Source organism: Aestuariivirga sp. (assembly GCF_020252405.1).
In the GTDB taxonomy this organism is placed as follows: Bacteria; Pseudomonadota; Alphaproteobacteria; order Rhizobiales; family Aestuariivirgaceae; genus Aestuariivirga.
Genome location: NZ_JADCDA010000037.1, coordinates 1 through 21,036 on the forward strand (window position 1 = coordinate 1; position 21,036 = coordinate 21,036).

The 21,036-nt window shown below is 66.8% G+C and carries 22 protein-coding genes; 9 read left to right on the forward strand and 13 right to left on the reverse strand.

What is annotated here, in order from left to right; genetic code table 11:
• Positions 1-209 precede the first annotated feature (209 nt).
• Positions 210-1,121: a lysophospholipid acyltransferase family protein gene (locus IOC69_RS07075; RefSeq protein ID WP_290542843.1), complete on the reverse strand. Its 912-nt coding sequence runs from the start codon at positions 1,119-1,121 to the stop codon at positions 210-212.
• A gap of 183 nt (positions 1,122-1,304) precedes the next feature.
• Here IOC69_RS07075 and IOC69_RS07080 point away from each other — a divergent pair, with 183 nt between their 5' ends.
• The 8 genes from IOC69_RS07080 (at position 1,305) to phnE (IOC69_RS07115) (ending at position 10,100) form a co-directional block, all read left to right on the forward strand.
• A complete protein-coding gene (locus tag IOC69_RS07080) occupies positions 1,305-2,837 on the forward strand; it encodes a pyruvate kinase (RefSeq protein ID WP_290542844.1) in 1,533 nt (510 codons plus the stop codon).
• A 263-nt stretch (positions 2,838-3,100) separates the two neighbouring features.
• On the forward strand, positions 3,101-3,925 hold the full coding sequence (locus IOC69_RS07085; RefSeq protein ID WP_290542845.1) for a UDP-2,3-diacylglucosamine diphosphatase: 825 nt from the start codon (positions 3,101-3,103) through the stop codon (positions 3,923-3,925).
• Positions 3,882-4,937, forward strand: coding sequence for a glycosyltransferase family 1 protein (locus IOC69_RS07090; protein ID WP_290542846.1), 1,056 nt, complete (start codon positions 3,882-3,884; stop codon positions 4,935-4,937). The genes IOC69_RS07085 and IOC69_RS07090 overlap by 44 nt, the downstream gene beginning before the upstream one ends.
• Positions 4,938-4,991: 54 nt before the next feature.
• Entirely contained in the window at positions 4,992-6,173 is a 1,182-nt protein-coding gene (locus tag IOC69_RS07095) for a glycosyltransferase (RefSeq protein ID WP_290542847.1), read from the forward strand.
• Positions 6,174-6,530: 357 nt separating this feature from the next.
• Positions 6,531-7,340 carry a phosphonate ABC transporter ATP-binding protein gene (gene phnC, locus IOC69_RS07100; RefSeq protein WP_290542848.1) on the forward strand — a complete coding sequence of 270 codons (810 nt, stop codon included), beginning with the start codon at positions 6,531-6,533 and terminating at the stop codon, positions 7,338-7,340.
• Positions 7,341-7,381: 41 nt separating this feature from the next.
• Positions 7,382-8,290 carry a phosphonate ABC transporter substrate-binding protein gene (phnD, locus tag IOC69_RS07105; RefSeq protein ID WP_290542849.1) on the forward strand — a complete coding sequence of 303 codons (909 nt, stop codon included), beginning with the start codon at positions 7,382-7,384 and terminating at the stop codon, positions 8,288-8,290.
• Between the two features lie 54 nt (positions 8,291-8,344).
• Positions 8,345-9,235, forward strand: coding sequence for a phosphonate ABC transporter, permease protein PhnE (gene phnE, locus IOC69_RS07110; protein WP_290542850.1), 891 nt, complete (start codon positions 8,345-8,347; stop codon positions 9,233-9,235).
• Positions 9,236-9,245: 10 nt separating this feature from the next.
• On the forward strand, positions 9,246-10,100 hold the full coding sequence (phnE, locus tag IOC69_RS07115) for a phosphonate ABC transporter, permease protein PhnE (protein ID WP_290542864.1): 855 nt from the start codon (positions 9,246-9,248) through the stop codon (positions 10,098-10,100).
• A 54-nt stretch (positions 10,101-10,154) separates the two neighbouring features.
• Here the strand turns inward: phnE (IOC69_RS07115) and IOC69_RS07120 are convergent, their stop codons facing one another.
• From IOC69_RS07120 to IOC69_RS07175, 12 genes are read right to left on the reverse strand one after another with little or no spacing between them, the layout of a single operon-like run.
• Positions 10,155-11,291: an alpha-D-ribose 1-methylphosphonate 5-triphosphate diphosphatase gene (locus IOC69_RS07120; RefSeq protein WP_290542851.1), complete on the reverse strand. Its 1,137-nt coding sequence runs from the start codon at positions 11,289-11,291 to the stop codon at positions 10,155-10,157.
• A complete protein-coding gene (phnN, locus tag IOC69_RS07125; protein WP_290542852.1) occupies positions 11,288-11,893 on the reverse strand; it encodes a phosphonate metabolism protein/1,5-bisphosphokinase (PRPP-forming) PhnN in 606 nt (201 codons plus the stop codon). The genes IOC69_RS07120 and phnN overlap by 4 nt, the downstream gene beginning before the upstream one ends.
• Complete coding sequence (locus tag IOC69_RS07130) at positions 11,893-13,032, reverse strand: alpha-D-ribose 1-methylphosphonate 5-triphosphate diphosphatase (protein ID WP_290542853.1); 1,140 nt, start codon at positions 13,030-13,032, stop codon at positions 11,893-11,895. The genes phnN and IOC69_RS07130 overlap by 1 nt, the downstream gene beginning before the upstream one ends.
• Positions 13,029-13,715 carry a DUF1045 domain-containing protein gene (locus tag IOC69_RS07135; RefSeq protein WP_290542854.1) on the reverse strand — a complete coding sequence of 229 codons (687 nt, stop codon included), beginning with the start codon at positions 13,713-13,715 and terminating at the stop codon, positions 13,029-13,031. The genes IOC69_RS07130 and IOC69_RS07135 overlap by 4 nt, the downstream gene beginning before the upstream one ends.
• A gap of 7 nt (positions 13,716-13,722) precedes the next feature.
• Positions 13,723-14,403, reverse strand: coding sequence for a phosphonate C-P lyase system protein PhnL (gene phnL / locus IOC69_RS07140; RefSeq protein ID WP_290542855.1), 681 nt, complete (start codon positions 14,401-14,403; stop codon positions 13,723-13,725).
• A gap of 2 nt (positions 14,404-14,405) precedes the next feature.
• Entirely contained in the window at positions 14,406-15,176 is a 771-nt protein-coding gene (phnK, locus tag IOC69_RS07145; protein WP_290542856.1) for a phosphonate C-P lyase system protein PhnK, read from the reverse strand.
• Complete coding sequence (locus IOC69_RS07150) at positions 15,173-16,009, reverse strand: alpha-D-ribose 1-methylphosphonate 5-phosphate C-P-lyase PhnJ (RefSeq protein WP_290542857.1); 837 nt, start codon at positions 16,007-16,009, stop codon at positions 15,173-15,175. Before IOC69_RS07150 ends, phnK begins: the two co-directional genes overlap by 4 nt.
• On the reverse strand, positions 16,006-17,118 hold the full coding sequence (locus tag IOC69_RS07155; protein WP_290542858.1) for a carbon-phosphorus lyase complex subunit PhnI: 1,113 nt from the start codon (positions 17,116-17,118) through the stop codon (positions 16,006-16,008). Before IOC69_RS07155 ends, IOC69_RS07150 begins: the two co-directional genes overlap by 4 nt.
• Positions 17,118-17,708: a phosphonate C-P lyase system protein PhnH gene (phnH, locus tag IOC69_RS07160; RefSeq protein WP_290542859.1), complete on the reverse strand. Its 591-nt coding sequence runs from the start codon at positions 17,706-17,708 to the stop codon at positions 17,118-17,120. Before phnH ends, IOC69_RS07155 begins: the two co-directional genes overlap by 1 nt.
• Positions 17,701-18,156 (reverse strand): phosphonate C-P lyase system protein PhnG, encoded by a 456-nt coding sequence (phnG, locus tag IOC69_RS07165; protein WP_290542860.1) that lies wholly within the window; start codon positions 18,154-18,156, stop codon positions 17,701-17,703. The genes phnH and phnG overlap by 8 nt, the downstream gene beginning before the upstream one ends.
• A gap of 7 nt (positions 18,157-18,163) precedes the next feature.
• A complete protein-coding gene (locus IOC69_RS07170; RefSeq protein WP_366935504.1) occupies positions 18,164-18,811 on the reverse strand; it encodes a DapH/DapD/GlmU-related protein in 648 nt (215 codons plus the stop codon).
• A gap of 56 nt (positions 18,812-18,867) precedes the next feature.
• Positions 18,868-19,836 carry a CorA family divalent cation transporter gene (locus IOC69_RS07175; RefSeq protein WP_290542862.1) on the reverse strand — a complete coding sequence of 323 codons (969 nt, stop codon included), beginning with the start codon at positions 19,834-19,836 and terminating at the stop codon, positions 18,868-18,870.
• A 166-nt stretch (positions 19,837-20,002) separates the two neighbouring features.
• Here IOC69_RS07175 and IOC69_RS07180 point away from each other — a divergent pair, with 166 nt between their 5' ends.
• Positions 20,003-20,710 carry a phosphatase PAP2 family protein gene (locus IOC69_RS07180; protein ID WP_290542863.1) on the forward strand — a complete coding sequence of 236 codons (708 nt, stop codon included), beginning with the start codon at positions 20,003-20,005 and terminating at the stop codon, positions 20,708-20,710.
• Positions 20,711-21,036: the final 326 nt, after the last annotated feature.

The following is a 21,036-nucleotide window of genomic DNA, read 5'->3' on the forward strand; positions in this document are numbered from 1 at the left end:
GAGTCCAATTCTCAAAGACCTGAGCCCGGGGACCCCCACCCTTAATCCCTCCCCACAAGGGGGAGGGAAAAGACCCCGATTCTGCATGACCGCCCGGCGCTCCATCGCATGATCCGTTCGGGCGGACTCGCCTGAACGAAAAGAACATGCGCCAGATCAAAAGCTTGAGCATGCTCCGCCGGGGCGGTTCGGCCTGATCGGAACATCCGCTAATCGAAGCTGATGTGGCGCGGCCAGCGGAACTCGAGGTCCGGTGACGGTGCCTCAGGCCCCCGCAGCGACAGCGTGCGGCGGCGCAGCTCCCTGGTCACCGCGTCTCGCGGGCCCAGCGCGGCCAGTTCTTCCGCCGCCACGGGTTCGCCCAGTGCGACGGAAATGCGGCTTCCCTGGCGACGCCGCGACTCGCGGAACAGCAGCGCCACGCGCAGCGCATAATGGATGTGGCTGACGATCTGGAACAGGCGCGAGTTCTCGCCCTGGAAGCAGACGGGCACGGTGGTGACGCCCGGCAGCAGCGCCAGCTTCGCCGCGAAACTGTGCCAGGCGGCGTCCACCGCCGGGCCGCGGAAGGGCGACGGCGCCGTTGACACGCTGCCCGCGGGGAAGATCGCGACGGCATGGCCGTTGCGCAGCCACTCCGCTGCGCGCCGCCGCGTCATCGCGGAGGTGTGCACGGCGTCCGGCGTGCCGCCGAAATCGACCGGCAGCAGATAGTCACGCGCTTCCGGAATCTGACACAGCAGGCTGTGGGTCATGATCTTGGTGTCGGGCCGCACCCTTGTCGCGAGGTCGCCCATCAGCAGGCCGTCGATCACCCCGAACGGATGATTGGCGACGAACAGCACCGGGCCCTGGCGCGGCAGCCGCGCCCAGGCGGCCGCATCGATATCGACATCAATGGCAAGAAGCCGGACAGCGGCCGCGAAGATATTCTCGCCCTCCGGCGGATTGGCCGACCAGGCGCGATAAAGCCGCTCAAGATGCGGCTGGCCGCTGATCCACTCGATGGCGCGGATGATGCCGCGGTTCGCCCAGCGCTGCTCCGGCCTTGAATAGCTGAAGCGGATGCCGTCCCCGTTGCTGGCAGTCCCGATGCCGAGGTAATCGAAGGTCTCGCTCATGCCGCCATGCTCACTCTGCTCCCCTTACGTTGTGTTGCGGAAGGATGACAGACATGTGACTGCCCGGCGGGCAGCGGGCGGGGCCAGCGCCGGCGCAGGCTTGCCCTGTCACACAGCGTTCATGCAGCGGTCGGAAGCTGCAACGGTGATCCAAGCAATGACTGACGCCAGATGAGCGATGCCATGACACCCGGCGCCCCGGACCCCGAAGATCGGATCGCGGCCCTGCACGGCCACCTTTCCGGCCTGCGCCGCGATATCGGGCATGGCGCCGCCCTGCTCATGGCCGACTGGCGGCCGGCGCTGCGGACTGGCGATTTCCTGCCGTCCGCCGACAATCTCGCGCATTATCTTGCCTTCAGGCGCTTTGACCTCAGCACGCTGCAGCCGGACTTGCGGCGGCTGGGACTGTCGACGCTGGGCCGCTGCGAACCCCACGTTCTGGCAAGCCTCGATGCGGTGCTGGCCGCGCTCGTGGGCCTGCGGGGCGGCGGCGAGGCGGCCTTCCCCCAGCCTTCCGTCTTCACCGCGGGATCGGACGTTCTCCGCGACCGCCAGTCGCGCATTTTCGGCCGCGACCCCGGGGGGCCACGCACGCGCATCATGGTCACCCTGCCCAGCGATGCCGCCGTTGACGGCGGGCTTATTCCGGCGCTGATCGCCAATGGCGCGGACTGCGTGCGCATCAACTGCGCGCATGACAATGAGCGCGCCTGGGCGGCGATGATCGCCATCACGCGCCGGGCGGCCGCGGAGCAGGGGCGCGACGTGCGCGTGGCGATGGACCTCGCCGGACCCAAGATCCGCATCCGCGAGGTCATGGCGGAGCAGGGAACACGCCTTTTCCCCGGCGACAGGTTTGTGATCGCGCCCTCGCCCGGCCCCGGTGCGCGGCTGCCGCGGATCACGCTCTCGCATAGCGAACTGCTGGCGCATCTCACGGTGGGCGCTGTCCTGGCGGTCGATGACGGCAAGCTGCTGGCAAAGGTGGTCGCGCGCGAGGGCGGCATCGTCACGGCGGAGGTGACGCATGCCCGCGCCAGGGGACTGAAGCTGAAGCCCGAGAAGGGTGTGAACCTGCCCGGCGCCGAACTGGCGATTCCGGCGCTCACCGCGGACGACCTGTCGCACCTCGATTTCGTGGCCGCCAATGCCGACATCGTGGGCTATTCCTTCGTGCAGACGCCAGAGGACGTGCGCCGCCTGGCCGCCGAACTGGAAACCCGCATGAAGGCCCGGCCGCTGCCGGCGCTGATGCTGAAGATCGAGACGCCCCTGGCGGTGCGCAACCTGCCGCGCCTGCTCGTCCAGGCGGGCGCATCGATGCCCGTCGCGGTGATGATCGCCCGCGGCGACCTGGCGGTCGAAATCGGCTTCGAGCGGCTGTCGGAAGTTCAGGAAGAAATTCTCTGGCTTTGCGAGGCGGCGCATGTGCCGGTGGTGTGGGCGACGCAGGTTCTCGAGACCCTGGTCAAGGAAGGCGCCGCAACGCGCGCCGAAACCACCGATGCCGCGATGGGCCAGCGCGCCGAATGCGTGATGCTGAACAAGGGGCCGCACCTTGCCGAGGCCGTGGCCTTCCTCGACGGCGTCCTGCGCCGCATGGACCGGCACCAGATGAAGAAATCCGCCCGCCTTGCCGCGCTTGGCTCATGGGATGGACCGCAGCATCTGCGGGACGGACAGGCCAGCCCGGCGGACGGGACCGCGGGGTGACACAGCGCCGTCATACGCCGCGCCCGACGCGCCCGATCCGCAAACCGCGATAGCGGAACCCGCCTTTGCAATAAGATCATGCGCAAGCTTTTGATCTGGCGCATGTTCCGACAAGGTGATCCCACCTGACCGGAACATGCGCCGGGGCCAGGAGCATTGTCACAATCAACCGGAACAATGCCTTCGGGGTTGCAGGCCTGATTGTCACAAAAGCTTTGCACAAATCAGGCGTAAGGGGCGTAACGAGGACAGAAGGCAGGGAAATGCTCACCGCTCCGATTTCGCCCCGGCGCTACCGCGCCATCTTCATCTCGGACCTTCACCTCGGCACGAAGCGGGCGCAGACCGCGGCGCTTCTCGACTTTCTCCGGGTCACCGAATCCGATCAGCTCTACATCGTGGGCGATTTCATCGACAACTGGTCGCTGCGCAAGACATGGCACTGGGACCAGCTGCACAATGACGTGATCCAGAAGCTTCTGCGCAAGGCGCGCAAGGGCACCAAGCTTATTTACATTCCCGGCAATCACGACGAAAACTTCCGCCACTTTCTCAATCTGCGTTTCGGCCGCGTGGCGGTGCTCGAGGAGGCCGTCCACATTTCGGCGAAGGGCAAGCGATACCTCGTTCTTCATGGCGACAAGTTCGACGGCGTTGTGCGCTTCGCCCCCTGGCTCGCGAAGCTGGGCGACACGGCCTATGAGCTGTCGATGGAGATCAACAAGAGCCTCAACATGGTGCGGCGCTTCTTCCGTCTGCCCTATTGGTCGCTCTCGGCCTATCTCAAGAACCGGGTCAAGAAGGCGGTCGAGTTCATCTCGCATTTCGAGGAGGCGGTGGTGCGCGACGCCAAGGCGCGCAACTGCCAGGGCGTCATCTGCGGCCACATCCACACGCCCGACGACCGGATGATCGACGGCATCCACTACCTCAATGACGGCGACTGGGTGGAAAGCTGCACGGCACTTGTCGAACACCCGGATGGCGCCTTCGAAATCCTGCACTGGAACAGTCCCCGCTTCGCCCAGACCACGGAACAGGCCCATGCGCATTCTGATCGTCACCGACGCCTGGTCCCCGCAGGTTAACGGGGTTGTCCGCACGCTCAATGCCCTGATCGCGGAACTTCGGGCCAAGGGCCACGACGTCCGCACCATCGATCCGGAAGGGCGCCCGTCTCGGCCGCTGCCCTTTTACCGCGAGATCACGCTGACCCAGACCTCCGCCGCGGCGCTGCGGGCCGAGATCGCCGCCATCTCTCCCGACGTGATCCACATCGCCACCGAAGGGCCTCTCGGCTGGACGGCGCGGCGCGTCTGCCTGCGCGAGGGCCTGAGGTTCACCACGGGCTTCCACACGCGCTTTGCCGAATATGCCGCCGCGCGCATTCCGCTCCCGGGGGTGCTGAGCCTCGGCTGGGAGGTGCTGCGGCGCTTCCATGCGCCAAGCGAGGCGGTGATGGCGCCGACCAAATCGATCGGCGCCGAACTTGACCGCCGCAAGTTCCGCAACGTGAAAATCTGGACGCGCGGCGTCGACCGCACGCTGTTCAAACCCTATCCGCGCGATCACCTCGGCCTGCCGCGCCCGATCATTCTCTATGCGGGGCGGCTGGCGGTGGAAAAGGGCATCGACGACTTCATCGCACTGAAGGTGAAGGGCAGCAAGGTGCTGGCCGGCGATGGCCCCGAACGCCAGCGGCTGCAGAAGCTCGCCCCCGATGCCCACTTCCTCGGCTTCCGGCACGGCGAGGACTATGCCCGCACCCACGCCGCCGCTGACGTGATGGTGTTTCCGAGCCGGACGGACACATTCGGGCTCGTCATGCTGGAAGCCATGGCCTGCGGCACGCCGGTGGCCGCCTATAATGCGCCAAGCCCGCTCGACGTCGTCGACAACGGAACCACCGGCATCATTGCCGACCGTCTCGATGACGCCGTGGAACGCGCCCTCGTTCTCGACCGCGGGGTGGTGGAGGAAGGGTCAAGGAAGTTCAGCTGGCGGACCTGCGCCGACCTGTTCGAATCATGGCTCGTTCCCTGCGGACCAATGACATCGCGCCATGATCCGCGGGATGCATCCTTCGCGCTGCCGCGATGACGGCGGCGCTGCACACCCATCCCACCACCGTTTGCAGCTTATAGCGGAAACTCCATGTCGATACCGGGACTTGCCTGCCTTGGCTTCTGCGCCGCCGCCCTGTCCGTGCAGATCGCAGCCAATGGCATAGCCCTGTGGCGCTGCCGCCAGGGCCGCACCGCAACGCCGCCCCGGCAGCGGCCGCCCACAACGCTTGTGCGCCCGCTCTGCGGTCTCGAGCCGTTTTCCGGTGACACGCTCCGGTCGACCTTCGCGATCCGCTATCCCGACTACGAGATACTGTTCTGCGTCGAGGATGCGGCCGACCCTGTGATTCCCCTTGTGCGCGCCGAGCTGGCGCGGCACCCGGGCCGAAATGCGCGTCTGCTGATCGGCGTTGACGCCGTGGGCGCCAACCCGAAGCTCAACAACATGGCCAAGGGCTTCCGCCAGTCGAGTCACGGCCACATTGTCTTTGTCGACAGCAATGTCTTCACCCCGCCGGACTATCTGGACCAGCTGATGCAGACGATGGAGACAGGGGCGGGCATGGTCAGCGCTCCGCCGGTTGGCCTCCTGCCCGAGGGCTTCTGGGCCGAACTCGAGTGCGCCTTCCTCAACTCCTATCAGGCGCGCATGCAATATGCGGTCGATACGCTGGGGCTCGGCTTTGCGCAGGGCAAGACGCTGTTCTTCCGCCGCGCCGATCTCGACAACGGCGGCTTCGCACTGCTCGCATCCGAGCCCGCGGAGGATGCCGCGGCAACCAAGATGATGCGCGCCAGAGGACAGCGCATCCGCCTCGCCGGACCGTTTCCGCAGCTGGTGGGGCCGCGCAGCGCGGCGCAGGTCTGGAAACGGCAGGTGCGCTGGGCGAGGCTTCGCCGCGCCAGCTTCCCGCTGCTTTTCGCGCCTGAGATTCTTGCTGGAAGCCTGCCGCCGCTCGTGATTCTGCTCATCGGCCTTCACCTTCTCGGACTTTCCCTGCCACTCCCTGCCGCGATATTCCTGGCGGCCTGGTACATCCCCGAACTGCTGCTCCTGCGGTTTGCCGGCTGGCCGCGTTCCTTCACGGCCATTCTGCTGCGGGACGCACTGCTGCCGCTCGTCTTCATCGTCGGCTGCGCCGGATCGCGTTTCGAGTGGCATGGAAAGCCCATGACCGCGGCGCCCGCGGCCCAACGCGCGCCGCGCCTTTCCAGAATGCACCCGAAGCTGGTGTGGGCAAGGCTCGCCAGCCGCAATCCGTTTGCCTGAAACAGCAGGAGGCCGCCAGATCAAAAGCTTGAGCATGATCTTATCGCAAAAGCGGTTCCACTTTTGCGGATCATGCTCGAGTGTGGCATCGCCCCTGGGGCGGGCGCCTGACAGCGCCTTGCCGTCGACGGGACAGCAGATGGTCTCCGCGATGTCGGTGGCATGGTCGCCGATCATGCGCGGATTTTCCGGCATGTCAGCGAGAAGCTGGCGGAAGCAGGAACAGCACGGCCCGTCCGGCTCCCCGTCGCGCTCCGGGGCCGGAATTGCGGCGCGCCGCTGTCATCAAGCTGCAATCTATTTGTCACGCGGCTGTTGTTGCGTGGCGGTTAACGGGTCTCCCGAAGGAAGGCGCATATGCTCAGCATCGAGAATCTCGGCAAGCGGTTCGGCGGCAAACCGGCTCTTTCCGGCGTGTCGGTCAACATTCTTGACGGGTCCTTCGTCGGCGTGATCGGCCGCTCGGGCGCGGGCAAGTCGACGCTGCTCCGCTGCATCAACCGCCTTGTCGATCCGTCGGAAGGCCGGATCGATTTCCACGGCAAGGATGTCACCACGCTGCGCGGCAAGGCATTGCGCGACTGGCGTTCCTCCTGCGGCATGATCTTCCAGCAGTTCAACCTGGCGGGCCGCCTCGACGTTCTCACCAACGTCCTGATGGGCCGCATCAACCATATCTCCCTCGTGCCCGCCCTGCTCAAGGCCTGGCCCGACGACGAAAAGCTCCGCGCCCTCCGCGCGCTCGACCGTCTGGACCTTGCAGAGCTTGCGGGCCAGCGCGCCGAAAGCCTGTCAGGTGGCCAGCAGCAGCGCGTGGCCATCGCCCGCACCCTGGTGCAGGACCCGCGCATCATTCTGGCGGATGAGCCCGTGGCCTCGCTCGACCCGCGCAACACCAAGATCGTTATGGATTCGCTCCGGGACCTGCACCGCGAGGCAGGCATCACGGTGATGTGCAATCTCCACTCCCTCGAACTGGCGCGCGAGTATTGCACGCGCCTCATCGGCATGAAGGCGGGCCGCGTGGTGTTTGACGGCGCCCCCGACATGCTGACGGATGACACCGTCATCGATCTTTACGGCCTTGAAGCGAACGACGTGCTGGACCTCGAGGAGGCGACAGCACGGCAGTTGAACGGGTCCGCGGCGTTTCCCAGCGCGGCCTGATCCAGCCTCCCTCAACCAACATCCCAACAGGAGTTCCACCCATGATGAACCGCCGTCACCTTCTGCAGGCCGCAGCCGGCCTCGCCACCCTGCCGGTGCTCGCCACCGCCGCCCGCGCCGACTGGAAGGCGGACTACCCCGAGCTCGTCTTCGCCACCATCCCGGACGAGAACGCAACCGGCGTCGAAAAGCGCTACGAGCCCTTCATGCAGTATCTGACGAAGCAGCTGGGCGTGCCCGTCAAGCTGCGCATCGCCAATGACTATGCCGCCGTCATCGAAGGCCAGATCGCCGAGAATATCCATATCGCGCTTTATGGCCCCTCGTCCTTCGCCCGCGCCCTGATGAACAACGCCAAGATCGACGCCTTCGCCATGCAGGTGAACAAGGATGGCTCCAAGGGCTATTACTCGGTCATGTATGTGAAGGCCGACGCGCCCTATACCAAGATCGAGGACCTCAAGGGCAAGAACCTCGGCCTCGTCGACCCGAACTCCACCTCCGGCAACAACGTTCCGCGCTTCGAGATGAACAAGATGGGCATCAAGCCCGAGGAGTTCTTCGCCAACGTCGTTTACACCGGCAGCCACGAGAATGCGATCATCGCGCTCCAGCAGGGCCAGGTCGACGCCGTGTTCAACTCCTGGACCGACGAGAACGAATCGAACCTGCGCCGCATGGAGCGCAAGGGCATGGCCAAGTACGACGACTTCAAGATCATCTTCAAGTCCGGCCAGATCGTGAACTCGCCCTTCGCCATGCTGAGCAAGCTGCCGCCCGAGCTGCAGAGCGGCATCAAGGACGCCTTCTTCGCGATCGAGAAGAACGATCCGGAGGCCTTCAAGGTGATGACCGACGGCCAGCAGCAGCTGTGGGTTCCGACTGACAATGCCGCCTATGACGGCATTGTTCAGCTGAACACGTTCGTCGACACGCTGCGCAAGTCGTAAGCGATTGGAGGGTCCGCGCCGCCGGCGCGGACCCTTTCCGTTCAGGAGCGCCGCATGACCGCATCCGCCGCGACGCCGCCGCGCCCCTCCGTGGAGCAGCTGGCCAGCTCCTATGCCGCCGAAGTGGCGGTGAAGCGCCGCCGCTTTCTGATCGCCGCCGCGGTCTTCGCCGGGCTTGTGCTGGCAGCGGGCTGGATGGCCGAAGTAAATCTTCCGCTGCTCTTTCAGAACATCCACAAGTTTCCAAGTTATATCGGACGCATCTTCCTGCTCGATTCGGGCCCGATGACGGGCCGCTTCGTGCTGAATGACGTGGCGGGTTGGTACTGGGGCCTCGGCAAGTGGCTGCGCCTTTTGGCCGACACGCTGCTGATCGCCTATGTGGCGACCCTGCTCGGAGCCGTGTTTGCCGCAATGGCCTGCTTTCTCGCCGCCGGCAATCTGGGTGCATCGCGCTGGGTTTGCTTTGTCACGCGCCGGATCCTCGAATTCTGCCGCACGGTGCCGGACCTCGTCTTCGCTCTGATCTTCGTCATGGCCTTCGGCCTTGGGCCCATGGCGGGGGTTCTGGCCATCGCCATCCACACCGCGGGCGCCCTCGGCAAGCTGTTCTACGAGGTTCTGGAGAACGTCGATCAGAAACCGGTCGAGGGCCTTATAGCATCCGGGGCGTCCTGGACCAAAACCATGCGCTTTGCGGTGCTGCCGCAGGTGCTTTCCAACTTCGTGAGCTACGGATTGCTGCGCTTCGAAATCAACGTGCGCGGCGCGTCTGTCATGGGCTTCGTCGGCGCGGGCGGCATCGGCCAGGACCTCATAGAGGCCATCCGCAAATATTACTATCCCGATGTCTCGGCAATTCTGTTGCTCATCATCGTCACCGTCTTCATCATCGACCTTGTGACCGAGCGGGTGCGGCGTCACTTCATTTCACAGGCGGCCTGACATGAGCAGCATGGACAGCGGCGGCTATACCGACATCGAGAATGCCGCACTGCGGGCGCGCTATGCCGCCGTGTTCGCGCCGCGGGGCCGGACGGGCTGGGCGCTGGCCGCCGCCGCCCTGGCGCTGCTGGCCTTCGGCCTGTGGCATCTGGGGTTCTCTCCCGGCCGGTTTTTCAGCGGGCTGAACCGGCTGGGCGATTTCATCATCTTCATGTTCCCGCCTGACTGGGGAAACCCCGCCACCCTCAAGCGCTTCCTGAGGTCGCTGGGCGAGACGGTGGCCATCGCCTTTCTCGGCACACTGCTGGCGGCGATTTTTGCCCTGCCGCTCAGCCTGCTGGCGGCGCGCAACACCACCGTGTCGCAGTTCCTGCGCTTCTTCACCCGGCGCAGCTTCGACACGCTGCGCGGCGTCGACACGCTGATCTGGGCGCTGATCTGGATCAATGTCGTGGGCCTCGGCCCCTTCGCCGGGGTGCTGGCCATCGCCATTTCCGACATCGGTTCATTGGGCAAACTGTTTTCGGAGGCGATCGAGGCGTCCGATGAGCGCTCGGTGGAGGGTGTGAAGGCTTCGGGCGGCGCCAAACTCCATGGCATCCGCTTTGGCCTTCTGCCGCAGGTGGCCCCCGTGCTGATCGGACAGGTTCTTTACTTTTTCGAATCGAACACCCGCTCCGCCACCATCCTGGGCATCGTCGGCGCAGGCGGCATCGGCCTTGAGATTTCGGAGATGATCCGCACGCTGGAATGGCAGAAGGTCGCCTTCCTGATCATCATGATCCTGATCACCGTCTCGGTCATTGACCGCCTCTCCAGCCTGCTGCGCAATGCCATCGCCGGCAGCAAGGCGGCGCCGATTTAGCGCATCTTCCGATCAGGTTGAACCACCTGGCCGGAACATGCGCCAGATTATGCTCTATCGGCTGCGATAAACGGCCCGCCCCGCGCAGACTGTCGCCACCGGCTGCCGGTCCAGCGGGCTCAGAACCAGGAGATCGGCGCGCAGCCCCTCGGCAATCCCGCCGCGGTCGGCAAGGCCCGCGGCGCGCGCCGGATTGGCGCTGATCAGGGCCCATGCGCGCTCCATCGGCAGCGCGCCGCGCTCCACAAGATCGAGCGCCGCGTGGAGGGGTGCTGGATAAAAATAATCCGAGGCCAGAATGGCGCATGTCCCGGCGCGCACCGCCTGCTCCGCGCCGATTGCCCCGCAATGGCTTCCGCCGCGCACCACATTGGGCGCGCCCAGCACGACCACGTCTTCCCCGTCCACGCATGCATCAAGCGCTTCCGCCGTGACCGGGAACTCGGCGATATGCGCCCCCAGCGCGCGGTAGAAGGCGCGGTCCTCCGCCGTTCGGTCGTCATGCGACAGCATCGCCACGCCCTGCCGCCGCGCGGCTTCCGCCAGCGCATGAATGGCGGCGGGCACGCCGTCACCGCGGGCGATGGCCTGCTCATAGAGCGCCAGATAGCGCTCCGGCGCCACCATGGCGCGTTCGGCATGGCGGTTCACCGCGCTGCGCGCATCCGCTGCCTTCATCAGCGGCGATGTGTGATCGTTGAAGGCGAGCAGCGGCGCCCTGGCCCGCGCCAGAAGCTTCAGCACCTCGGCTGCCTGATCGAGGGCGAAGGTCTCCCAGCGGATGTGGATGCGGTTGTCGGCGGCGAGCAGCGGCTCCAGCCGGTCGAGGGCCGCGACCACCCGCAGCGATTGCTCGAGGCTGCGCAGCCCCGGCTCCCAGGAGATGGTGATGCCGTGATAGGCCGTGGTGATGCCATTGGCGGCGAGCTGCCGGTCAGTCTCGCGCATCGCCATGTCCAGCGGAAACATGGTTTTCGGCCGTGGCATGATCTGGCGCTCGAAAGCATCGCCATGGATGTCCACAATGCCCGGCAGCACGAGGCATCCCGCCGCATCGATGCCGCCCGCGCCGCCGCCCGGCGCCCTGATCTCCGCAATGCTGCCCCCGCTGCACACGATGTCGGCCGCAGCGAGCCCCCGCCCCGGCAACAGGCAGAGGCCACCGGAAACGATGAGCTCCGCAGCCGTCACGACGCCCGCAGGGAGAGCGCCGCGCCGCCGGGGTTGGGTTCAGCGCCCTTCAGGCTGCGCAGGATGGCGCAGAACTGGACGACGGCCTCGTCGAGCGTGCGGTCATTGACGATCCGCTCGACGCGCACGTCCGGCGGATAATCCGGCGCCTTGCGCTTGACGCGCTCGCGCGCCTGCCCGGCCGTCTCACGCCCGCGCGCCACAATGCGGCTGACCAGAACGTCCTCGGGCGCGGTGATTTCGATCACCGTCACATTGGCGAAGCGGTCGCGCGCATCGGCCACCGAGGCGCGTGAGCAGTTCACCACCACAGTGGCGCCGGCGTCGAGGTGGATCCCGACGATGCGGCCGATGCCATAGGAATTGCCGTGCGCGCGCCACCAGAGGGCGAAGGCCCCGTCGGCCACCGCCACGGCGAACTCCATCTCCGTCATCGACACATGGTCCTCGGCATCGGGGTTGCTGAGGCGGGTGACGAAGCGGCGCGGAAACATGACATTGTCCCGCGCCGTGAGAACGGCCCGCGCACCGGTCATCACGGCGTCCTTGCCGGCCCCGCTGGGGCCGACCACGAGCACGAGATGGCCCTTTGCGCCATCCATCACATCACCCGCTGGCCTTCGCGCCACACCCGGCGCACGGCGGGAATGCCATCCCTGACCCGCACCTGCACAAGGTCAGCCCGGCGATGCGGTTCGATCGCCCCGCGGTCGTCAAGACCGGCGGCGCGCGCCGGGTTGAGGGTGATCATGCGCATGGCCGCCGCAAGGCCCATGCCCGGCACCGTCTCCGCCAGCCGGAAGACGGCGGGCAGCAGGCTTGAGGGCACGTAGTCCGATGACAGCACGTCGAGGTGCCCGCCCGCCGCAACCTCCACCGCCGAGATATTGCCGGAATGCGACTTGCCGCGCACCACATTGGGCGCCCCCATGAGAACCGCGAGGCCGTTGCGGTGGGCGGCCTGGGCGGCTTCCCGCGTCGTCGGGAATTCGGCGATGGCCACGCCGTCGGCAATCGCCTCCTCGACATGCGCCTCGGTGGCGTCGTCATGGCTGGCCAGGCGCACCCCCAGCCTTGCCGCCATGGCGATGATCGCCTGCTTGTTGGCGGCGGCATGCCTCGCCTGCAGTTCCTGGCGGACGGCGATGTAGCCGTCCATATGCTCGGGCAGGATCAGCTTCTTGCCGATGTAATATTCGCGGAATTTGTCGATCGACACGAACTGCCGCGCACCCGGCGTGTGGTCCATGATCGAGATGAGGTGAAGCGGCCCGGCCTGAGCCGTCATCTCCGCCGACTCGGCCGTATCGGCGCAGGGCAGCTCGCAACGCAGATGGATGAAGTGCTGCGCCCTGAGCCGCCCGCTGTCCTGCGCTTCGACGATGGCGGCGCTGAGCGACATGGCTTCGCGCGCCGAGCGGTCGCCCGGCTCGAAGCTGCCGGCGCGCAGGGCATCGAAGACCGTGGTGATGCCGGCCGCCGCGATTTGCGCGTCATGCGCCATAACGGCGGGGATGGCCGGCCAGGCCACACCGGGGCGCGGCAGAAAGTGGCTTTCCAGATGATCCGTGTGGAGCTCGACGAGGCCGGGGACCAGATAGTCGCCGTCGAGATCCTCGGCCGGCGCCGCAACACGGCCTTCGATTACCTCGAAGACCTTGCCGTCACGCACCACCACCGTGCCCTCCAGCACCTCGTCCGGCAGCACGACACGGGCATTGGTGAAGACTGTCCCGGTCATGCGGCAACCTCGGCTGGGCTGGAGAAGAGAAACTGGCGCACCGCCATGAAGGCGGCGCCGGGCGAGGCTTCGGTGAACAGGCTCAGACAGTCGATGGCGGCAGGCTCCGCCAGCACCGGCGCGAAATGCGCCTCCGCGGCGGACCTGAAGCGCCCGATATCGGCGGGCGGCAGGCGCTCCGTGAGCGTCATGTGGAAGCGGAAATCGCCCATCACATAAGGATATCCCCAATGGGCGAGATGGCGCTCCTGGCTGGGCGTGAGCTGGGCCAGCCTGCGCCGCGCCAGCTCGTCCTCCGATGGCGGCTGGCGGAAGCCGTCGAGTTCGCGCACCGCTTGTTCCGCGAGGCGCTGCAAAGCCTCGCCCGGCTCCCGCGGCACGAGCGCCAGGAATTGGTCGAGCACGCCCACCTTCAGCGCCACGGTGAAGCTCCGCTGCCCGGCGGCGAGCGCGGCCACGGCGCCCAGCAGCGCCTCTGCGGAAACCGGGCCGCGCAGCGTGAAGGGCGGCTTCAGCGTGGCGTGGAAGCCATAACGGCGCGGATCGCCGGTGACCGCTCCGATGCCGGGCACGCCGGGCTGTTCGCGGGTCTCGCCCGCAAAGGCGTCGCGGCCGATCCAGCGTGAACCGAGATCGTGCAGGAGCGTGCCGGGTCTGGGAGCGAAATAGATGGCGTGGCGCATGCTTGCCTCAACCCAGTTCGATGCTGCGCGAGCAGGCGCCGCGGCGCTCCTGCTCGTCGTGGAACACGGCGAGAATGGCGCTCCCCTCCGCGCGCGCCTCGGCCACCAGTTCCAGCACGCGGTTGCGGTTGCCGGCATCGAGCGAGGCGGTGGGTTCGTCGAGCAGCAGGATGGGGAAATGCGCCGCAAAGCCCCGCGCGATGTTGACGCGCTGCTGCTCGCCGCCGGAGAAGGTCATGGGCGAGAGATGCCACAGCCGCTGCGGAATATTGAGCCGCTCCAGCAGCATGCGGGCCCGCGCCAGCGCCTGCTCCGGCGCCATGCCGCGGTCGGTCAACGGCTCGGCCACCACCATCTCGGCGGGCACGCGCGGGATGACGCGCAGGAATTGCGTCACATAGCCGATGACGTTGCGCCTGAGGCCGATCACACCGCGCGGCGGCGCCGTCACCACATCCGTCCAGGCGCCGTCCGAGAAAACATGGATCGCCCCGGAGCTGGCGCGATAGGCGCCATAGACCAGTTTCAGCAGCGAGCTCTTGCCGCGCCCGGAAGGGCCCGTCACCGCCACGGCCTCGCCCGCCTCCACTTCGGCGTTCAGGCCCTCGAACACCTCAATGCGGGCGCCGGCCTGCTGGTGCAGCAGAAACGACTTGGAGAGGTTCTCGATTTTCAGCACCGCGCCCATGGTCACACCTGCAGCACGGAGGAGACAAGGAGCTGGGTATAGGGGGCCTGCGGGTCTTCGAGGATCTGGTCGGTCAGCCCCTGCTCGATCACCTGGCCCTGCTGCATCACCATCATGCGCGAGGAGAGCAGCCGCGCCACCGCGAGGTCATGCGTCACCACAACGGCCGCCAGGTCAAGCCGCCTGACGAGGCCGCGGATCAGATCGAGAAGCCGCGCCTGAACGGAGACGTCGAGGCCGCCCGTCGGCTCGTCCATGAACACAAGGCGCGGCGAGGTGACGAGGTTGCGGGCAATCTGCAGCCGCTGCCGCATGCCGCCGGAATAGGACCACGGGCTGTCATCGATGCGGTCTTCCGAAATCTCGACCCGCCTCAGCCAGTCAACCGCCGCGGCGCGGATGCGGCCATAGTGCCGCTCGCCCACCGCCATCATGCGCTCGCCCACATTGGCCCCGGCGGACACGCCCATGCGCAGGCCGTCGCGCGCATCCTGGTGCACGAAGCCCCAGTCCGTCCGCATCAGCATGCGGCGCTCCGCCTCGCTCATCTCGTCGAGCGCCACCATGCGGCCGTCGCGCGTCCTATAGCGCACCTTGCCGGAACTGGCCGGGATGTGCCCCGAGAGACAGCGCAGAAGCGTGGTCTTGCCCGATCCCGATTCCCCGACGATCGCCAGAACCTCGCCCGGCCACAGATCGAAGGAAACGTCGCGGCAGCCCACGCGCGCGCCATAGAACTTGCCGAGAGTCTCGGCGGCAAGAAGCGGGCTCATCTCTCGCCCCTGTTCCTGGCGCAGAAATCCGTATCGGAGCACACGAACATGCGCGTGCCCCGGTCATCCATCACGATCTCGTCGAGGAAGCTCTCCCGCGTGCCGCACAGGGCGCAGGGCTGGTCCCAGCGCTGCACCTCGAAGGGGTGGTCCTCGAAATCGAGGCTCCTCACGCTGGTATAGGGCGGCACGGCGTAGATGCGCTTCTCGCGGCCCGCGCCGAACAGCTGCAGGGCCGGGCAATCGTCAAGCTTCGGATTATCGAATTTGGGGATGGGCGAAGGATCGAAAACATAACGCTCCGCCACCCTGGCCGGATAGGCATAGGTGGTGGCGATCTCGCCATATTGCGCGATGTCCTCGTAGAGCTTCACATGCATCACGCCATATTCCTCCAGCGCATGCATGGTGCGGGTCTCGGTCTCGCGCGGTTCGAGGAAGCGCAGGGGCTCCGGGATCGGCACCTGGAAGACGAGGATTTGATCCTCGGTCAGCGGCGTCTCGGGGATGCGGTGGCGCGTCTGGATCACGCTCGCCTCCTCCGTCTTCCCGGTGGTGGCGACACCCGCCGTCCTGACGAAGAACTTGCGGATGGAGACGGCATTGGTGGTGTCGTCCGCCCCCTGGTCGATGACCTTGAGCGTATCCTCGGGCGTCAGCACCGAGGCCGTCACCTGCACCCCGCCGGTGCCCCAGCCATAGGGCATGGGCATCTCGCGGCTGGCGAAGGGCGCCTGATAGCCGGGAACGGCGATGGCCTTGAGAATGGCCCGGCGGATCATCCGCTTGGTCTGCTCGTTGAGATAAGCAAAATTATAGGCGGGCACGTTCATTCCGCGGCCTCGGGCCGGTCTTTCGCGGCCTCCAGCCGGTGTTTCGCGGCCTCCGTCCCGGCGCGCAGGCGGCGCAGCAGCACGAGTTCCGACTGGAAGTCGACGTAATGCGGCAGCTTCAGATGCTCGACGAAGCCCGTCGCCTGCACATTGTCGGAATGCGACAGCACGAACTCTTCGTCCTGGGCCGGCGCCCCGCGTTCCTCGCCCAGTTCGCCGGCGCGCAGCGCGCGGTCAACCAGCGCCATGGACATGGCCTTGCGCTCGCACTGGCCGAAGCCCAGCCCATAGCCGCGGGTGAACTGCGGCTTCACCGTGGCCGATCCCTTGAACTGGTTGATCATCTCGCATTCGGTGACGGCGATCGCGCCGATGACAATGGGGAAGCCCAGCTCCTCGGGCGTGAAGCTCACCTCCACCGTGCCCAGTCTGATCTCGCCGGCGAAGGGATGCGTGCGGCCATAGCCGCGCTGCGTGGAGTAGGCGAGCGCCAGCAGAAAGCCCTCGTCGCCGCGCGCCAGGTTCTGCAGCCGCAGGTCGCGGCCTGCGGGAAAATCCAGCGGGTCCTGCGTCAGGTCGGCGGGCTCGCGCGCCTCTTGCGACGGCTGCTCCATCAGCCCCTCGCTGCCGAGCATTTCCAGCACGCGCGGCATGTCGCTGCGCAGTGCGCCGGGCGCGCGGGCGGCCTCCGGCGGCTCATAATCGCCGGCCAGCGAAAAATCGAGAAGCCGGTGCGTGTAGTCGAAGGTGGGCCCCAGGATCTGCCCGCCCGGAATGTCCTTGAAAGCGGCGGAGACGCGGCGCTTCACGCGCATCGCCCGCGTGTCCAAAGGCTCCGCATAACCGAAGCGGGCGAGCGTGGTGCGCGCCGCGCGGATCAGGAAGATCGCCTCGATCAGGTCGCCGCGCGCCTGCTTGATGGCCAGCGCGGCGAGCTCGCGGTCATAAAGCGAACCCTCGTTCATTACGCGGTCGACCGCGAGCGTCAGCTGTCCGGCGATCTGTTCGAGCGTGACCGATGGCACGCTGCGGTCGCCGCGGCGCTCCTCGTCGAGCAGCCGGTGCGCGGCGTCGATGGCCTGTTCGCCCCCTTTTACGGCCACATACATCAGGCGGACTCCAGCATGCGGATGGCGGTCGAGCGCGGCACAGCCGCCAGCTTGCCAGGTGCCGCGAAGATCGCGTCGATGCCCACGGGAAAGCGCGCATGGTTCTCCGCCATGGCCGTCCAGAACGCCTCATCGAGGCCCACAACGCCAAAGCGCTCGCCGCCGCGTATGCCGGGCCCCGAAAGCTCGACGGATCCTGGCACGAAGCCCGCCACCTGGATCACCAGCGTGGCGGACCGGTCAGGATATTCATGCGTACCCTGCGCCAGCAGCCCCAGCCGCGGCGGCAGATCGGCCGCGGTGGCAAAGACGAATTGCGCCGCCTGCGGCTCCGCCACGAGCGGCGCGCCGGCATGAAAGCGCAGATAATGGACGATCCGTTCGTCACGGAGCCGGGGGCTGAGCCAGACCGGCGTCTGAAAATCGCAGAGTGTCAGCGCCACGGCAGCCGCACTCGGCAGCAGCGGCGCGGGGGCCTTCACATCGGCATCGATCGCCTGCACGCGGCCGGGCCGCGCCATGGCCTGCATGATGGCGCGAAAGGCGTGCGCCGACTGGACGGGGGCATCGGCAAATCCGCGCTCAGTCATCGCCGCGCACCATGGTGAAGAAATCGACCTTGGTGGCCGCGGCCTTGGTGGAGGCCTCCGCCTGCTCCGCATCAAGCTTCGCCGCCAGCGGCGCGATGATCGTTTCGGACAGTCTTTGGGCGTCACGCTGCAGCAGCGCATCGCAGATTGCCGCGAGCTTTGCATGCGCGGCACTGCGGCCCATCACATAGGCGTGCCCCTCGGTTCCGTCGCCGAGGCGCACCGCGCAGCGCGTCACCGTCGCCTCGCCCAGGTTGAAGGCGGCGCCGCTTGCGCCCATGCGCCCGCGCAGCATCACGAGGCCGGTCTCCGGCGGCCTCAGCACGTCATGCGCCGTATCGGTATAGTCCTTCGCGCAGGCCTCGAGATCGCCCCACGCGGAAAGCGCCAGAATGCGCATCCACGCCGCGCGCGCGGTTTCGCCGGATGTCGGGGCGTGTGATGGCATGGCGCCTCTAACCAACCGAATGTAACGGTTTTATGACAGACGCGCGCTCATATTTTTCGAGGAAGGCCTCGGCCGAAAGCGCGCGGAAATCCGGAAGCGCGGCGCGCAGCTCCTCATGGCTCCAGTCCCACCAGGCCAGCGCCTGCAACCGGTCCGCCACGGCGCGCGGATGGCGCCACTTGATCAGCCGCGCCGGCGCACCCGCGACGACGGCATAGGCCGACACGTCCTTGGTCACCACGGACTGCGCGCCGATGATGGCGCCGTCGCCGATGGTCACACCCTTCATGACGATGGCGCCGTGTCCGATCCACGTGTCATGCCCCACCCGCACAGGCCGCGAGCGGCGCCAGTCGAACACCGCCTGCTCATCAGGCTCCTCCGCCCAGAAATAGCTGGAACGATACATGAAGTGATGCAGCGAGGCGCGGTGATAGGGATGTTCGCCGGGGTTGAGCCGGGTGAAGGCCGCGACGTTCACGAACTTGCCGAGCATGGAATAGGCGATATCGGCATAGCGGGCGGTGTAGCTGTAATCGCCCATCACCGACTCGAGCACATTCGTCCCCTCGCCGATCTCCACGAAGGCGCCGAGCCTGCTGTTGCGCACATTGGCGTTGGGGTGAAGGAAGGGCTCTGGTCCAAGTTGCGGCACGTTGATTCTCCCAAACCCCTTCATCGGCGCATTCGGTGACATGGAGATGAAGGGTCTCAGCTGCGGTCCATCAGCCCGAGATAAAGGACCACCGCCCCCGAGGAAAGCGCGCAGAGCCCCGCCGCCGCCCAGAAGCCCCAGGGCGAGCCGGTGAAGGGAATGCCCTCGACATTCATGCCGAACATGCCGGCCACCAGCGCCGGCGGCAGGAAGGCGGCCGTCAGGGCGGAAAGCGTGAACAGCTGGCGGTTGGTCTCGGCCGTCAGCTTGGCGTCGATCTCGTCATGAAAGAAGCGGGCGCGCGCCTCCATGTCGGCGAAGTCCTGGTCGAGGTTGCTGAGCCGCGCCGCGGTGAGCGCGAAGCCCCCGGGTGTGGGAATGCTCGCGCGCTCCGCCGTCTGCAGCGCCCGGCGCATGGCGCGCATATGGCGGTGCAGCTGGGCGATTTCGCGCCTGGTCAGCATCAGCCGCTTGCGCTCGCCGCGGTGATGCTCGTCGAGCACATGGTCCTCGATGATCTCCAGCTCATCGGAGAGCCGGTGCAGCGCTGTGTCCAGCACGTCGGTGTAAAGCGACAGGAGGTGGGACAGCAGGCCCGCCGGATTGGCGAAGGACAAGCCCGCGCCGATCACCTGCCGCAGCCGCTCCGCCGACTGCACGGCCTTCGCCCGCCCGGTGATCAGGAAGCGCCCGCCCAGCGCAAAATGCAGCCAGGCGAACTCGGTCGAGTCGGCATCGAATTCGCGGCGGAAGTCGGCAAGATGTCCGAACAGCACGCCTTCCCAGGCACTCACATGCTGGTGCACCGGCGCATCGCAGATGCGGTTCGCGAGCTCCGCCGGAAACCCGAAGGTCTCCGACAGCCACCGGCGGCAGCGCCAGTCGGCGAAGTTGAGGTGAAGCCACAGCCATTCGCCATCGCCAGCCGGGGGATACGCGATCTTGTCCTCGGCGAGCCTGCGCCCGCGCCCCAGGCAGTCGAACCCGAACGCGCAGATGAGACCCGGAACGGCAGGTGCGGTCATGAGCGGTGTCCGTCGCCACGCGGCTTTCAGATCCCGCTACGCCGCCGGCGTGACAGTTCCGTGACATGTCCGTGGCGGCCCATGCCGACCTTCATGGGCACTGTGACATCACATTCATCCCGCCGCCACAGCCGTCGTCGTCCCCGGCATTCGACAGGAGAAAATTATGCTCGGACTGACCCGCCGCGCCCTCATCGGCGCCATTACCGCCCTGGCCCTCGCCGTTCCGGCGCTGGCCGACGATGGGCATCCTTATTTCGGCCCCGAGGCCGTCGATCTCACGGTGCTGCTGGTGCCGCCGCCCGCCGGGGATTCGTCCGTGACCGCGGCCGAGCTCGCCGAGATCAAGGCGCTTCAGGCCTCCGTCAGCGAAGACCGCAAGAAGCAGGCGATTGCCGATGATGACGAAGGCCTCGCACCCTTCATCGCCACCACCAGCCTGGCAAGCCTGGACCCCGCCAAGGCGCCGCTGACCGCTGCCCTCATCCAGCGCGTGCTTGACACCGAGGACGCGGTGACCAAGCCGGCCAAAAAGTTCTTCGCCCGGCCGCGCCCGCCGAAGGTCGATGACAAGATCACGCCCTTCATCGAACTGTCCAAGTCCAACGCCTATCCCTCCGGCCACACCACCAACGGCACGGCGATCGCCATCGTGCTGTCCGACATGGCGCCGGAAAAGCGCGCCGAGCTGATGGCGCGCGCCGAGGACTATGCCACGAGCCGCCTCATCGTCGGCGTCCACTACCGCTCCGACCTCGGCGCTGGCTTCGCTTCCGGCGCGCTGATCGCCCAGGCGCTGAAACAGAACGCCGAATTCCAGAAGGAATTCGCCCCCGCCAAGGCCGAACTGCGCGCCGCGCTCGGCCTGCAGTGACCGTCTGACACAGGCTCCGCCCGCCGACGCGCCAGATGGCCGGCGGCGGAACTCTTGCGGTGCGCGGCGCTGGAGCGGCGTGCATTCACATGACCGCGCAGCCCAACGTCTTCTCCCGCTGAAGGAGCGGGAGAAGACAGGCCGCGCGTCGCAAGATCACATGATTCGACTTGAGCGCTCTTCGCTTTAGTACTACAGTTGCGTCTGCGTGGTGAGTCTTGCGCGGTAGTGGGCCTCGGCGGCATGGGCTTGGTGAACGCGCCGCCAGAGTGACCAACTGAACACGAAGGCGCGTTTGACAGGTGGCGGAAAGACAAGCCGCGCCA

What these genes read in the sequence shown, in the direction of transcription:
- IOC69_RS07075 (WP_290542843.1), bottom strand. Translation starts at nt 1,121, where the DNA reads ATGAGCGAGACCTTCGATTACCTCGGCATCGGGACTGCCAGCAACGGG.
- IOC69_RS07080 (WP_290542844.1), top strand. Translation starts at nt 1,305, where the DNA reads ATGACACCCGGCGCCCCGGACCCCGAAGATCGGATCGCGGCCCTGCAC.
- IOC69_RS07085 (WP_290542845.1), top strand. Translation starts at nt 3,101, where the DNA reads ATGCTCACCGCTCCGATTTCGCCCCGGCGCTACCGCGCCATCTTCATC.
- IOC69_RS07090 (WP_290542846.1), top strand. Translation starts at nt 3,882, where the DNA reads ATGCGCATTCTGATCGTCACCGACGCCTGGTCCCCGCAGGTTAACGGG.
- IOC69_RS07095 (WP_290542847.1), top strand. Translation starts at nt 4,992, where the DNA reads ATGTCGATACCGGGACTTGCCTGCCTTGGCTTCTGCGCCGCCGCCCTG.
- phnC (WP_290542848.1), top strand. Translation starts at nt 6,531, where the DNA reads ATGCTCAGCATCGAGAATCTCGGCAAGCGGTTCGGCGGCAAACCGGCT.
- phnD (WP_290542849.1), top strand. Translation starts at nt 7,382, where the DNA reads ATGATGAACCGCCGTCACCTTCTGCAGGCCGCAGCCGGCCTCGCCACC.
- phnE (WP_290542850.1), top strand. Translation starts at nt 8,345, where the DNA reads ATGACCGCATCCGCCGCGACGCCGCCGCGCCCCTCCGTGGAGCAGCTG.
- phnE (WP_290542864.1), top strand. Translation starts at nt 9,246, where the DNA reads ATGGACAGCGGCGGCTATACCGACATCGAGAATGCCGCACTGCGGGCG.
- phnN (WP_290542852.1), bottom strand. Translation starts at nt 11,893, where the DNA reads ATGGATGGCGCAAAGGGCCATCTCGTGCTCGTGGTCGGCCCCAGCGGG.
- IOC69_RS07130 (WP_290542853.1), bottom strand. Translation starts at nt 13,032, where the DNA reads ATGACCGGGACAGTCTTCACCAATGCCCGTGTCGTGCTGCCGGACGAG.
- IOC69_RS07135 (WP_290542854.1), bottom strand. Translation starts at nt 13,715, where the DNA reads ATGCGCCACGCCATCTATTTCGCTCCCAGACCCGGCACGCTCCTGCAC.
- phnL (WP_290542855.1), bottom strand. Translation starts at nt 14,403, where the DNA reads ATGGGCGCGGTGCTGAAAATCGAGAACCTCTCCAAGTCGTTTCTGCTG.
- phnK (WP_290542856.1), bottom strand. Translation starts at nt 15,176, where the DNA reads ATGAGCCCGCTTCTTGCCGCCGAGACTCTCGGCAAGTTCTATGGCGCG.
- IOC69_RS07150 (WP_290542857.1), bottom strand. Translation starts at nt 16,009, where the DNA reads ATGAACGTGCCCGCCTATAATTTTGCTTATCTCAACGAGCAGACCAAG.
- IOC69_RS07155 (WP_290542858.1), bottom strand. Translation starts at nt 17,118, where the DNA reads ATGTATGTGGCCGTAAAAGGGGGCGAACAGGCCATCGACGCCGCGCAC.
- phnH (WP_290542859.1), bottom strand. Translation starts at nt 17,708, where the DNA reads ATGACTGAGCGCGGATTTGCCGATGCCCCCGTCCAGTCGGCGCACGCC.
- phnG (WP_290542860.1), bottom strand. Translation starts at nt 18,156, where the DNA reads ATGCCATCACACGCCCCGACATCCGGCGAAACCGCGCGCGCGGCGTGG.
- IOC69_RS07175 (WP_290542862.1), bottom strand. Translation starts at nt 19,836, where the DNA reads ATGACCGCACCTGCCGTTCCGGGTCTCATCTGCGCGTTCGGGTTCGAC.
- IOC69_RS07180 (WP_290542863.1), top strand. Translation starts at nt 20,003, where the DNA reads ATGCTCGGACTGACCCGCCGCGCCCTCATCGGCGCCATTACCGCCCTG.